The sequence below is a fragment of the Providencia sp. AGC89 genome (genome assembly GCF_053543535.1).
Genome location: NZ_JBIXLP010000070.1, coordinates 76368 through 89851, shown reverse-complemented (window position 1 = coordinate 89851; position 13484 = coordinate 76368). Strand labels below are relative to the sequence as shown.

Here is a 13484-nt window from a genome sequence, read left to right as displayed (position 1 = left end):
CCGAGGTTAGATTTAGAAAATCAATGAAGATTAGCTTGAAAATTTAATTCTCTAAATAGTTCGAGTTGTGGCTAGGCGGCAAATGAGCGACTCCCTAGGAGCATACACAAGTATGTGACTAGGGGTCGCGAGTGTAGCCAACACCGCCGAGGTTAGATTTAGAAAATCAATGAAGATTAGCTTGAAAATTTAATTCTCTAAATAGTTCGAGTTGTGGCTAGGCGGCAAATGAGCGACTCCCTAGGAGCATACACAAGTATGTGACTAGGGGTCGCGAGTGTAGCCAACACCGCCACAGCTCGAAATATGACGAGAATTAGGCTGGGTTATCGATATCGATAAACTCTGCGTCTAACCCATGGTGATCAACTAGCCACTTAGTCAGCGCTTTAATCCCGTAACGCTCTGTCGCATGATGCCCTGCACTGTAGAAATGGATACCCATTTCTCTTGCTATATGGATTGTTTGCTCTGAAACTTCACCTGTCACAAATGCATCTACGCCAAACTCGGCGGCTTGTAAGATAAAGCCTTGTCCGCCCCCTGTGCACCATGCAATTTGGCGAATTTCATCTTTAGCATTGTCACCACAATGCAACACTTTGCGACCAAGGCGGGACTCTAAGCGCTGGGTTAATTCCTGTGGTGTAATCGGTTGATCAAAGAAACCGAATGGCATTAATGGATCAATTTGGCCATTTACTTGCACACCCATGATATACGCAAGCTGAGTATTATTACCTAATTGATGATGAGCATCTAAAGGAAGATGGTAACCATAAAGGTTAATATCATTCGCTAATAATGTTTTTAAGCGATTTTTTTTCATACCTTTAATAATTGCGGGCTCATTTTTCCAAAAATAGCCATGGTGAACAATCACAGCATCTGCTTTCTTTTCAACTGCCACGTCCAGTAGTGCTTGGCAGGCTGTTACACCGGTGATGATTTTATGCACATGAGGGCGCCCCTCAACCTGCAATCCATTTGGTGCAAAATCTTGGAATTCACTAATTTTCAGCTCATCATTAATGATTTCTTCTAATCTTAAATTATGCATTATGTGGTCCTTTTTACTACACCGCTATAGGGTCAACCCCATCATTTTGAATGTAATTTACTGATAATCAATAAGCATAAACGGAAACATGCTTTTTTTCTGTGTTATTTGCTGTAAATAAGGATGCTAACCAAAAAGAAAGGTAATAAAGAAAGGCAATAAGGAAAAGAAAAACAGGATGAGGGATAAAAAAAACAATATCCCCACAATAGGTCATTGCAGGGATATGGCATTACCACTTAAAAGCAAAGCAATTATTAATGATGGCTTTCAAACGTGGCTTCTGAACGCTCTAACCAAACGGGCTTATCGCTGGTTTTAGCCCATACTTTGTGTAAATGGCTATAAAATTTTGCTCGTTGCGGATGAAAAACCATAACCGGAAACGCAATAATGCCAGCTGTAACAGCAGCAGTGCGGCGTGCAAGTACCTGATTACGGGAATATTCGCGATATGTGGACATCGGTATCCTCCTTCAGTTGCCACTCTATTTGTCGATTCCAGAATTGCTCTAAAACCCCAAATAATGACTGTTTAGAAGAGCGACTAAAACCGAACAGATAATATAAAAATTAACTGTCAATATCATAGCGCAAACTGTGTAATAAAACTACTCATCTGACCACTATAAATTAAAATTTACATAATAAAATGATAAATTCCGTTGTTTTATTACATTATTTAACCTGGTTGCGTCAAAAACAAACAAACCAGCAACATTTACATAACAATTATTCACTTTAACTCGCCATCCCTGTTTTATTTTATTCCCTCGTATAAAAATACATTTTTATACTTTTTTTACACCGAAGGTCTATTTTTTATCAGCTTCTTTACAACGGAAGTTTTAGCCTTATTGCATGGAAATAATAAGGAGAAAATACTGTGTCATTACTTTCCATTATTGGGGCAGTTCTCGTTGTGTTACTGCTGGTTTATCTGGTCTATGCCCTGCTAAGCGCGGAGGATTTTTAATATGACCACTACCACAATTTTAATTATCGGTAGCTTTTTACTCGTGCTGTTTATTTTGGCAAAACCATTAGGCAATGGTATTGCTCGGTTAATTGATAGCGATATACCGAGTACGCTAATAAAAAGCGAAGCCCTTCTTTGGCGCTTAGGCGGCGTAAAAAAGCCAGGGCGAGAAATGGCGGAAATGACTTGGCTACAATATGCCTTATCGATTTTACTGTTCAATATTTTAGGCTTTATATTGCTGTTTTCTATATTAATATTCCAAGGTCATTTGCCCCTTAACCCACAACAATTTCCGGGAATGAGTTGGGATTTAGCCTTTAACACCGCAATTAGCTTTGTCACAAATACTAATTGGCAATCCTATAGCGGTGAAAACACATTAAGTTATCTAAGCCAGATGTCTGGGTTAACAGTACAAAATTTCCTTTCCGCTGCAACAGGGATTGCCGTTGTTTTCGCCCTTATCCGAGCATTTTCACGCCATGGTCGTAAAACGGTTGGTAATGCATGGGTGGATATCTACCGTATTACTGTGTATCTACTTTTCCCATTAGCGATTATTTTTGCTCTATTTTTTGTTAGCCAAGGTGTTATCCAAAACTTCTCAGATTACCTATTAGTTAATAACCTAAATAATAGCAACCAGTTATTACCAATGGGGCCTGTCGCCTCTCAAGAAGCAATTAAGCTACTCGGTACTAACGGAGGCGGTTTCTTTGGAGCTAATTCTTCACACCCATTTGAAAACCCAACGGCATTAAGCAATTTCGTACAAATGTTAGCCATTTTTCTAATTCCAACAGCGTTATGTTTTGCTTTTGGGCGTGTCGTTGGCAACAACAAACAAGGTCACACTCTGCTATGGGTGATGGGGATTATTTTTGTCGTTGCTGCCATAGCGGTTATCAAAGCAGAGTATGTTGGTAATCCATTTTTAAGTGAATTCCATGCGACTACCACTGCCAATATGGAAGGAAAAGAAAGCCGCTTTGGTATCTTAGGCTCCGCATTATTCGCTGTTGTAACAACAGCTGCCTCTTGCGGTGCTGTTAATGCAATGCATGATTCCTTTACTGCGATGGGTGGCATGGTGCCGATGTGGTTAATGCAAATCGGTGAAGTGGTTTTCGGCGGTGTGGGATCTGGCTTATATGGCATGTTGCTATTTGTTTTACTCGCCGTATTCCTTGCTGGGCTAATGATTGGTCGTACTCCTGAATATCTCGGTAAAAAAATCGAGGTGCGCGAAATGAAAATGGTTGCACTGGCTATTTTAGTGACTCCCACTTTAGTACTACTGGGTACCACACTTTCATTAATGACTGAAGCTGGGCGTGCAGGGATCTTAAACCCAGGTGCTCACGGGTTTAGTGAAGTGTTATACGCTTTTTCCTCCGCAGCGAATAATAACGGTAGCGCGTTTGCTGGACTTAGCGCAAATACACCGTTTTACAACCTGCTATTGGCGGTCACCATGTTCTTAGGACGTTTTGGCGTCATTCTGCCAGTTCTCGCCATTGCAGGTTCGATGGCAAGCAAGAAACCTCAAGCGCAAAGTAATGCAACATTACCCACAACAGGTCCGTTATTTATTGGTCTGCTTGTATTCACTGTACTTCTCATTGGTGCGCTGACCTTTGTACCTGCCCTTGCGTTAGGTCCAATTGCAGAGCAACTACACATCGGTTTCGCGGGATAATGAGGGGAAGAAAATGAAAAGTAATAACATCAAATTATTTGATAATAAATTAATCAAACAATCTATCTTTGAAGCATTCAAAAAATGCACACCGCAAGCACAATGGCGAAATCCCGTGATGTTCGTGGTGTATATCGGCAGTATTATCACCACCCTTTTATGGTTAGCAATGGTAACTCATTACACTGAGGGTAACGCTTGGTTTAGTGGAATGGTGACACTATGGCTATGGTTTACACTGCTCTTTGCTAATTTTGCCGAGGCGCTAGCTGAAGGGCGAAGTAAGGCACAAGCCCAAAGTTTAAAAGGGGTAAAACAGCAAAGTAACGCAACTCGTTTGGCTTCTGCATCAATGGATGCGGCTCAAGAAATCGTGGTTTCAAGCCAGTTACGTAAAGGGGATATCGTGCTTATCCATGCTGGAGAAACAATCCCTTGCGATGGTGAAGTGCTTGAAGGTGGTGCATCTGTCGATGAAAGTGCAATTACTGGTGAGTCAGCTCCTGTGATCCGTGAATCCGGTGGTGACTTTTCCTCAGTCACCGGAGGGACTCGCGTTCTTTCTGATTGGTTAATTGTTGAATGTACCGTAAACCCCGGTGAAACATTCTTAGACCGAATGATTTCAATGGTTGAAGGCGCACAACGTTGTAAAACCCCCAATGAAATCGCTTTAACGATCCTGTTAACCGCCCTGACGATTATTTTCGTGTTGGTATGCGCCACCTTGTACCCATTCACGGTTTTTGCTGCCGATTATGCAGGCGCAGGTAGTGCGGTCTCTATTCTAGTCCTTATTGCTTTATTAATTTGTTTAATTCCAACCACTATTGGCGGGTTACTCTCTTCTATTGGTGTGGCAGGGATGAGCCGTATGTTAGGTGCAAATGTGATTGCCACCAGCGGTCGTGCAGTGGAGGCTGCGGGTGATGTCGACGTCTTATTACTCGATAAAACCGGTACTATCACCCTTGGTAACCGACAAGCATCTGAGTTTTTGCCTTTAACGGGTGTGACTGAACAGCAACTAGCAGATGCAGCTCAACTTTCTTCTTTAGCCGATGAAACCCCTGAAGGGCGTAGTATTGTCGTGTTGGCGAAACAAAAGTTTAATTTACGTGAAAGAGATATTCATGGCCTGAATGCTACCTTTGTTCCGTTCTCTGCAATGACTCGTATGAGCGGTGTCAACATTGGAGAAAGAATGATCCGCAAAGGTTCTGCGGATGCGATACGCCGCTACGTTGAAGCAAACCACAGTAAATTCCCGATAGAAGCCGACCAATTAGTTGAAAAAGTCGCTCATTTAGGGGGAACCCCTCTTGTTGTTGTGGACGACCAAACAGTACTCGGTGTTGTAGCATTAAAAGATATTGTTAAAGGGGGAATGAAAGAGCGATTTGCTCAAATGCGTAGCATGGGGATCAAAACAGTTATGATCACCGGAGATAACCACTTAACAGCCGCCGCTATTGCTGCAGAAGCCGGTGTCGATGACTTCCTCGCTGAGGCAACCCCCGAAGCCAAGCTCGCATTAATCCGCCAATATCAATCAGAAGGCCGACTAGTTGCCATGACGGGTGATGGTACCAACGATGCCCCAGCATTAGCGCAAGCGGATGTGGCTGTAGCGATGAACTCAGGGACACAAGCGGCCAAAGAAGCAGGTAACATGGTTGATTTAGACTCTAACCCAACCAAATTAATTGAGGTCGTCCATATTGGTAAACAAATGTTGATGACACGAGGCTCATTAACAACCTTTAGTATAGCCAATGATATTGCAAAATACTTTGCCATCATTCCAGCCGCTTTTGCTGTCACTTGGCCTCAACTTAATGCATTAAATATTATGCAGTTACATTCACCTGCATCTGCGATTCTCTCAGCGGTGATCTTTAACGCTTTAATTATAATTTTCTTGATCCCATTGGCGATTAAAGGGGTCAATTATCGCCCTATGAGCTCCCAATCATTGTTGCAACGTAACTTAAGCCTCTATGGTTTAGGTGGGTTAATAGTGCCATTTGTTGGGATTAAATTAATTGATATGTTTATTCGCTTATTTGGGATATAAGGAATTGATAATGAACATGATCCGCTCTTCTATTATTATGTTAATAATTCTCACTTTATTCACAGGGATCGCCTACCCATTGATGGTGACAGGGCTTGCTAATGTCTTTTTCCCTTGGCAAGCTCATGGCTCCTTACTCACTCAAGATGATCAGGTTATCGGTTCTGAACTGATTGGACAAAATATACAAAGTGAAAATTACTTTCATGGGCGGCCCTCTGCAACCGCTGAAGCCCCTTATAATACATTAGCATCTGGCGGTAGTAATTTAGCCGTTAGCAACCCATTACTATTACAAACAATGGAACAACGAAGTGCCCAACTTCGCTCAGAAAACCCAGCGGCTGACAAGAGCATCCCTGTTGATTTATTAACAGCCTCTGCCAGTGGATTAGACCCCAATATTTCTGTTGATGCGGCGTTATATCAAGCCCCGCGAATTGCTAAACACAGACAGATCCCACTAGAAGAGGTAAAATCATTAATTAATACTCATACTGAAAATAGTGTATTCGCTTTTTTAGGCGAGCCTGTTATTAATGTCTTAAAGTTAAACCTTGCTCTTGATGAATATCAGCAACAAGCCAATAGCCAAACTCACTAAGGCCTATTATGAAAAATCAGGAACCTAGTCGCCCTAATCCCGACGATTTATTGGTAAAGGCCAATGAAACAGGCCGTGGCAAATTAAAAATTTTTTTCGGCGCCTGTGCTGGCGTCGGGAAAACCTATGCCATGCTTCAAGAAGCCCAAAGACTAAGGTCACAAGGATTAGATGTGCTTATTGGTGTAGTAGAAACCCATGAACGCGAAGAAACAGCTGCGTTACTTGAAGGTCTCTCACAGTTACCACCAAAGCGTATCCAACATAGGGGACGCCGTTTAACTGCTTTTGATATTGACGCCGCAATTGCTAGGCACCCAGCCATTATTTTAATGGATGAATTAGCATTTAGTAATCCTAATGGCAGCCTACACCCTAAACGCTGGCAGGATGTCGAAGAGCTATTAAATGCTGGTATTGATGTCCTTACGACCATTAACGTTCAACATATTGAAAGTTTAAATGATATCGTCGGAAGCATTACTGGTATTCGAGTGCGTGAAACGGTTCCTGATCATATTTTTGATGCCGCAGATGAAGTCGTATTAGTTGACTTGCCTCCTGATGACTTACGGCAACGCCTAAAAGAAGGCAAAGTTTATATCTCTGGGCAAGCAGAGCGAGCAATCGAACATTTTTTCCGTAAAGGGAATCTCATCGCGCTACGTGAGCTGGCTCTACGTCGAACTGCCGATCGCGTTGATGACCAGATGCGGGAATTTCGTGATGGTAAGGGACAAGCCCCTGTCTGGCATACCCGGGATGGCCTTCTATTATGTATTGGTCATAATATGGGTAATGAAAAGTTGGTTCGCACCGCGGCTCGCCTTGCCGCAAAGTTTGGCAGTGTATGGCATGCTGTATATGTGGAAACTCCTGCGCTCCATCAATTACCCGAGGCTCGGCGCAGAGCCATTTTAAAGGCATTACGTCTTGCTCAAGATTTAGGCGCTGAAACCGCCACGTTATCTGACCCTTCTGAAGAAAAAGCCATATTACGTTATGCTCGAGAACATAATTTGGGCAAAATACTGATTGGTCGTCGCGATAAGCAACGTAAATGGCCCATATTTAATTTACGTCCTGGCTTTGCTGACCGTCTTGGCAAATTAGGGCCAGACCTTGACTTGGTGATCGTCGCGCTAGAAGAAAAAAGCGAATGGGATAAAGAACCAGAGAGAAAACCTTTCTCTGAAAAATGGCGTTCAGACATGAACGGTTATTTGATGGCGATTGTGATGTGTGCTGCAATTACCGTGTTCTCACGCACATTTTTGTTAGCGTTAGATAAAGCCAACTTAGTCACGCTCTATCTACTCGGCGTGGTACTTATCGCGCTATTTTATGGCAGGCGCCCTTCTGTCTTTGCGGCACTAATTAATGTTATTAGCTTTGATTTATTCTTTGTTCAGCCCCATTTTTCCCTTGCTATAATGGATATGCAATATTTAGTCACCTTTACGGTTATGCTAATTGTTGGCGTCGTTGTGGGGAATTTAACTGCTGGCATGCGCTATCAAGCCCGAATTGCCCGTTATCGTGAACAACGAACGCGACATTTATATGAAATGACAAAAGAATTAGGGCAAGCACTCAGCACCGATGACATCGACAGAACAGGCTATCACTTCCTTAATAACGCGTTCCAAGCCAAAAGCTGTTTATTAATACCCAATGCTGAGGGGCAATTATTGCCCTTAAAATGTGAGGGGCACAGTGCAATGCAAATTGATAATGCAATTGCCAAATGGAGCTTTGATAAACGCCAACCCGCAGGAGCTGGCACCGATACTCTTCCCAGCGTCCCCTATCAATTGCAACCTATAACAACCGCAGATCAAACACTTGCCGTCTTAGCGATTGAACCTAGAAATATGCGCCAGTTGTTGATCCCAGAACAACAACGTATGTTACAAACCTTCACTGGGTTAATTGCCAGTGCCCTTGCTCGGTTAGAGCTAACCAAACAAGCCGAATCCGCAAAATTAGATATTGAACGTGAGCAATTGCGTAATTCATTACTCGCGGCCCTTTCACACGACCTAAAAACACCATTAACCGTTTTATTTGGGCAAACTGAAATATTAATGTTGAATTTGTCTGCTGAAAACTCGCCACTTACTGAGCAAGTTAATAAAATGCGCCAACAAGTTCTGAGTACTTCGCGATTAGTCAATAATTTACTCGATATGGCACGGCTGCAATCTGGTGGCATTCAACCTAATTTAGAGTGGCAATCACTACAAGAAATTACCAGTAGCGCTGTCAGAACATTAGACTATACTTTACATAGTCATCCTTTAGATATTGATATCCCAGCTGATTTATTACTCTATTGTGATGCCAATTTGATAGAGCGGGTGCTTATCAACCTATTAGAAAATGCCGTAAAATATAGCCATGAAGATACCCCAATTGGTATTAAGGCGAGGGTTGAAGGGCAAAAAATTCATATTGAAATTTGGGATGCCAGCAATGCAATCCCTGATGGACAAGAAAAAACTATTTTCGATAAATTCTCTCGAGCGCAAAAAGAATCAGCCATTCCCGGAGTTGGCTTAGGCCTTGCTATTTGTCGTGCCATTATTCAATTACATGAAGGGGAAATATGGGCTCAGAACAATAATAAAGGTGGAGCCAGCTTCCACTTTGTTTTACCTTTAAAACAACTACCTGATATTGAAACCGAAATTTAGGAGCACAACCACTATTGTGAGTACTCATCAAATCCTGATCGTTGAAGATGAAAAAGAGATCCGCCGCTTTGTTCGCCTTGCGCTGGAAGGTGAAGGCTGGAAAGTTTTTGAAGCAGAAAACTACCAACGCGGGTTGATTGAATCTGGGACACGGCAACCCGACTTGCTTATCTTAGACCTTGGGTTGCCTGATGGCGATGGGCTTGATTTAATTCGTGATTTACGCAAATGGAGCAGTATTCCTATCATCGTTTTATCCGCTCGAGAAGACGAATCTCAAAAGGTTGCCGCCCTTGATGCAGGTGCTGATGATTATCTGACTAAGCCTTTTGGCATCAGCGAATTACTCGCACGAGTCCGTGTCGCCTTGCGTCGTTTTGGCAAAGCGGCACAAGAAAACTCACAATTTCAATTTGGTGATATTACGGTCGATTTTATTAATCGGGTTGTCACTAAGCAAAATGAAGAATTACACCTTACTCCCATTGAATTCCGCTTGCTCAGCGAGTTAGTTGCTAACAGCGGCAAAGTATTAACCCAACGGCATTTATTATTACAAGTATGGGGGCCGAGCTATATTGAGCATAACCATTATTTGCGAATTTATATGGGCCATTTGCGGCAAAAATTAGAAAATGACCCAACTCGCCCAATTCATTTACTTACAGAAACAGGCATTGGTTATCGCTTTATGCCTTAAATTGAATTCTAGGAATCTTACCGATAGTTTAAATTAAACGGCTGCTTATAATTCACTCACCTTTTTTCTATGGAGAGAAATTCGTGCAATCACTTACAGCCCAACTATCAAACCGCTTTTCCTCTGCTTTAGTGCTTTTTTTAAGTGTTTTTGTCACCACTCAAGCTCTAGCATTAAGCCCTGAAGAAAAAATTCGTACTGAATCATTATTAGCAGAACTCGGTAAACAACAAAACCTGACTTTTACTCGTAATGGTACGGAGCATTCTGCAACTGATGCTGAATCTCACTTGAGATTAAAACTGCGTAAAACTGAGAAACGCCTCAATACTACTGAACAATTTATCGATAACGTTGCTTCAAAATCATCGGTTACAGGGGAAGAATACCAAGTCAAGGATGCACAAGGTAATGTTTTCCCTGCCAATCAATATTTACATGATTTATTGAAAAACAGTGTGGATAAAAATTAAGAAGTCACAGTAGGTGTTTTTAACCATAAATAAAAACACCTACTGGATGATTGACTAGTTTGCTATCATCTCCCCGACTTTAACAGCCACCCAACCTGCTGGTGTTGTTGCCCCACCGACAATGTTTGTCATTTCAGAAATACCTTCTGGGACAGGGATATTTGAATTAACTGCCGCCTGTGTATACTCTTTAGAAATATCTGTCCCAACATAATAAATAGATGTAAGGACAAGTGTTCCACAAATAAACATTCTAAACATATTACGCTTACAGAAAGGCGTAACCATTGCTAATAAAAACATTAATGAAGCAAGGTCAACGAAAGGTAATACTTTATTACCCGGTAAAATAAATGCGAGCACAATTGCCATTGGGATGAGTAAAAGCCCTGTCGCTAATACTGATGGCTCCCCAATTAATAAAGCGGTATCCATTCCTATATAGAAGTCTCGATTAGGAAATACTTTTTTCAATTTAGCTTCAACGGCATCTCTTACAATTAATAAACCTTGAACTAATATTTCGATCATTTTAGGCAGCAATAACATTGCAGCAGATACAGTAACGGCCAACGCAACAGACTCACTAATGCTATAACCTGCCATTAATGCTAAAACTAAACCAAGAATAAACCCGAGTGTTAATGGCTCGCCAAAAACACCAAATTTTTTATTGATCGTTTCGGGTTCTAAATTAATTTTAGAAACCCCCGGTATTTTTTCAATAATATAGTTAGTTGCTATTCCAAAGGGAACATACATGATACAAGTTAAATGCGGGAACGAAATTCCTTTTAAATTATAGTTTCGCTGTAAATAAGGCGCAGTAATATCCGCAGCAACTAATGTTAAAATAAAAATAACATAGGTGATACCAATTGAGAGCCAATAACTTTCAGTACCTGCGTAAACGACTGAACCAACAAGTAAGAAGATCCAATAATTAAAAATATCGATATTAATGGTTTTTGTCATTTTAAAAACAACCATTAATAGGTTTATCACAATAAAGCCTACGACTACCGGTAACATAATCGGAGAACCCCACCCAATCGTTGATGCCGTAGGCCAACCTGTATCAACAACCGTTAGGTTTAATCCCATTTTCTCTACCATTGATTGCGATGCAGGGCCAAGATTAGATAATAATAAATTAATTACCAATCCAACGCCGACGAAGCCAATTCCCACAAGCATTCCTGCTTTAAATGCTGTACCTACTCTTACGCCAAAACATAATGCAATAATAAAGAAAATAATGGGCATCATGACAGATGCACCAAGGCCTATAATACTATTGATAATATCCATAGCATTTTCTCACGTAAAAGGATTTGAAATAGAATGCATGGTAATAGCACGCATTCTATCGTTTAATATTAAATTTTTATTTTAATTTAATAACTCTATTTTATTTCTTTCAGAAATAACTCTGAAAATAATTTTGGTGTATTGCTAAATGCATCAAGAGTACTCCCCGCCATATGAGGTGTGATAGTGATATTATCTAATAAATAAAATTCACTATTATCTTTTAGTGGTTCATCATCAAAGGTATCAATTGCCGCCCCCATGATTCTTCCATTCTTTAATGCTTCAATCAAATCACTTTCATTAATTAAACCTGACCTCGCCGTATTAATAATAGTGGTGGTCTTTTTCATTAAATCAAAATGTTTTTTATTAATTAAATTTTGTGTTTCGCTGGATAGCCTTGCATGTAAGGAAATAATATCCGCTTGGGAAACTAATTCTTCTAAGGTTTCAACTTTAGTAAACCCAGCAATATCGCTCACATATTTATCATAATATAAAATTGTACACCCAAAACCGGATAAAAATTTAGCAACTAACTGTGCAATATGCCCAAAACCGACTAATCCTATTATTTTCCCGCCTATTTCGGGAATAACATCTGCATTAGGAAAATCTTTACGCCAATGTTTATCTTTAAGTGCGTCATGTGCTCGGGCAATATTACGCGTCTCAGATAACATTAACCCGACAGTAAACTCAGCGACACTACGCGCATTACGCCCTGGTGTATTGAACACCTTAATTCCCTTGCTTTTCGCATATTCAACATTAATATTTTCAATACCGCCACGCAGTACCCCGATATATTTTAGTTTTGGCAAACTATCAATCACCGCTTTATTTATTGGCGCAAATTGGGTGACCACTAATTCAGCATCTTGTGCACTTGTATACAGTTCAACGGGTAAAATTACCGCTTCTGAACCATGCTGCTCAATTTGTAAGTTATCTTCTTGAAGCTTTTCGATGGAGCCGTGAGTCCACTGATTAACCGTCACATCAATACCGTTATTACGTAATTTCTCTAAGCCTAAATCCATCGTATTCTTTTTAATGAATAAATCGGCAATCGCAAGGCATTTCATTTTCTTTCCCCTTTTACTTAACGCATTAACATGCCACCGGTCACATCAATGGTTGCACCAGTCATATAACTCGCTTTTTGTGAAACTAAAAATACCCCGATATCTGCAATTTCGGATGGAGAAGCGACGCGACCATTTGGTATACGATTAAGATAATATTCCGCATTATTGCGCAAATTCTCGCGGATCATCTCCGTATCCATAATGCCTACTGCAATGTTATTCACATTAATATTTTGTTTTGCCACTTCTCTAGCTAATGAGATTGAAAAAGCCACTAACCCTGCTTTACTGGCCGCATAATGAGAATGCCCAGTTGTTGAACCATGAAAAGCTGCTTGTGAGGTGATATTCAAAATCGAACCTGTTATTTCCTTAGCTAAACATTGGTTAACAAATAGCTTGCTTAGATGAAAAACTGATTTCAAATTCACATTCATCACCTTATCCCAATCCTCCAATGAGATTTCGCTCACTTTACCTGATAGCCAAACAGCCGCATTATTGACCAAAATATCAAACTGCCCGAACTCACTTAACCCACTATCGAATAGGGTATCGATAGCTTCGCTATCACTTAAATCGGTTCTAATGGCTTGGACTTTTACACCACTTTTCCCATTGATTTCTTTCACTAATGACTCTGCATCGTCAGGATGACTGCGGTAAGTAAAACAGACATTAACGCCTTCTTGTGCTAATGAACGAACAAACTCACGTCCAAGCCCTGTCGCCCCACCTGTCACTAATGCGTTTTTTCCTTGTAAGTGAAGTTTCATAATTAATTCCTT

At 40.9% G+C, this 13484-nt stretch carries 12 protein-coding genes; 7 read left to right on the top strand and 5 right to left on the bottom strand.

The genetic code is table 11. The features are described from left to right. Positions 1-316: 316 nt before the first annotated feature. Together ACIPUA_RS15740 and ACIPUA_RS15735 are read right to left on the bottom strand one after the other, a co-directional pair. On the bottom strand, positions 317-1060 hold the full coding sequence (locus ACIPUA_RS15740) for a type 2 GTP cyclohydrolase I (protein WP_042848301.1): 744 nt from the start codon (positions 1058-1060) through the stop codon (positions 317-319). Between the two features lie 257 nt (positions 1061-1317). Then, entirely contained in the window at positions 1318-1524 is a 207-nt protein-coding gene (locus tag ACIPUA_RS15735) for a YbfA family protein (protein WP_042848302.1), read from the bottom strand. A gap of 422 nt (positions 1525-1946) precedes the next feature. On the opposite strand from ACIPUA_RS15735, the gene kdpF reads away from it, so the two are divergent. From kdpF to ACIPUA_RS15700, 7 genes are all read left to right on the top strand, one after another. Then, the gene (gene kdpF / locus ACIPUA_RS15730; RefSeq protein WP_042848304.1) at positions 1947-2036 is read left to right on the top strand and encodes a K(+)-transporting ATPase subunit F; all 90 of its coding nucleotides are present in this window, start codon (positions 1947-1949) and stop codon (positions 2034-2036) included. Between the two features lies 1 nt (position 2037). Further along, positions 2038-3741 (top strand): potassium-transporting ATPase subunit KdpA, encoded by a 1704-nt coding sequence (kdpA, locus tag ACIPUA_RS15725; protein WP_042848305.1) that lies wholly within the window; start codon positions 2038-2040, stop codon positions 3739-3741. Positions 3742-3754: 13 nt separating this feature from the next. After that, on the top strand, positions 3755-5818 hold the full coding sequence (gene kdpB, locus ACIPUA_RS15720; RefSeq protein WP_449059858.1) for a potassium-transporting ATPase subunit KdpB: 2064 nt from the start codon (positions 3755-3757) through the stop codon (positions 5816-5818). Between the two features lie 10 nt (positions 5819-5828). Further along, complete coding sequence (gene kdpC, locus ACIPUA_RS15715; protein ID WP_042848309.1) at positions 5829-6422, top strand: potassium-transporting ATPase subunit KdpC; 594 nt, start codon at positions 5829-5831, stop codon at positions 6420-6422. A gap of 8 nt (positions 6423-6430) precedes the next feature. After that, positions 6431-9118 carry a two-component system sensor histidine kinase KdpD gene (gene kdpD, locus ACIPUA_RS15710; protein WP_449059857.1) on the top strand — a complete coding sequence of 896 codons (2688 nt, stop codon included), beginning with the start codon at positions 6431-6433 and terminating at the stop codon, positions 9116-9118. 16 nt (positions 9119-9134) lie between these two features. Continuing rightward, entirely contained in the window at positions 9135-9818 is a 684-nt protein-coding gene (gene kdpE, locus ACIPUA_RS15705; RefSeq protein WP_071547831.1) for a two-component system response regulator KdpE, read from the top strand. 83 nt (positions 9819-9901) lie between these two features. Continuing rightward, positions 9902-10291 carry a DUF5329 family protein gene (locus ACIPUA_RS15700; RefSeq protein WP_071547830.1) on the top strand — a complete coding sequence of 130 codons (390 nt, stop codon included), beginning with the start codon at positions 9902-9904 and terminating at the stop codon, positions 10289-10291. A 54-nt stretch (positions 10292-10345) separates the two neighbouring features. Here ACIPUA_RS15700 and ACIPUA_RS15695 read toward each other — a convergent pair whose 3' ends face one another. From ACIPUA_RS15695 to ACIPUA_RS15685, 3 genes are all read right to left on the bottom strand, one after another. Continuing rightward, on the bottom strand, positions 10346-11602 hold the full coding sequence (locus tag ACIPUA_RS15695; RefSeq protein WP_042848317.1) for a PTS galactitol transporter subunit IIC: 1257 nt from the start codon (positions 11600-11602) through the stop codon (positions 10346-10348). Positions 11603-11697: 95 nt separating this feature from the next. Beyond that, positions 11698-12693: a 2-hydroxyacid dehydrogenase gene (locus ACIPUA_RS15690; protein WP_449059856.1), complete on the bottom strand. Its 996-nt coding sequence runs from the start codon at positions 12691-12693 to the stop codon at positions 11698-11700. 17 nt (positions 12694-12710) lie between these two features. Next, entirely contained in the window at positions 12711-13472 is a 762-nt protein-coding gene (locus tag ACIPUA_RS15685) for an SDR family NAD(P)-dependent oxidoreductase (RefSeq protein ID WP_042848319.1), read from the bottom strand. Positions 13473-13484 lie beyond the last annotated feature (12 nt).

Coding starts and splice junctions, on each gene's coding strand:
- ACIPUA_RS15740 (WP_042848301.1), bottom strand. CDS start 1,060: ATGCATAATTTAAGATTAGAAGAAATCATTAATGATGAGCTGAAAATT.
- ACIPUA_RS15735 (WP_042848302.1), bottom strand. CDS start 1,524: ATGTCCACATATCGCGAATATTCCCGTAATCAGGTACTTGCACGCCGC.
- kdpA (WP_042848305.1), top strand. CDS start 2,038: ATGACCACTACCACAATTTTAATTATCGGTAGCTTTTTACTCGTGCTG.
- kdpB (WP_449059858.1), top strand. CDS start 3,755: ATGAAAAGTAATAACATCAAATTATTTGATAATAAATTAATCAAACAA.
- kdpC (WP_042848309.1), top strand. CDS start 5,829: ATGAACATGATCCGCTCTTCTATTATTATGTTAATAATTCTCACTTTA.
- kdpD (WP_449059857.1), top strand. CDS start 6,431: ATGAAAAATCAGGAACCTAGTCGCCCTAATCCCGACGATTTATTGGTA.
- ACIPUA_RS15695 (WP_042848317.1), bottom strand. CDS start 11,602: ATGGATATTATCAATAGTATTATAGGCCTTGGTGCATCTGTCATGATG.
- ACIPUA_RS15690 (WP_449059856.1), bottom strand. CDS start 12,693: ATGAAATGCCTTGCGATTGCCGATTTATTCATTAAAAAGAATACGATG.
- ACIPUA_RS15685 (WP_042848319.1), bottom strand. CDS start 13,472: ATGAAACTTCACTTACAAGGAAAAAACGCATTAGTGACAGGTGGGGCG.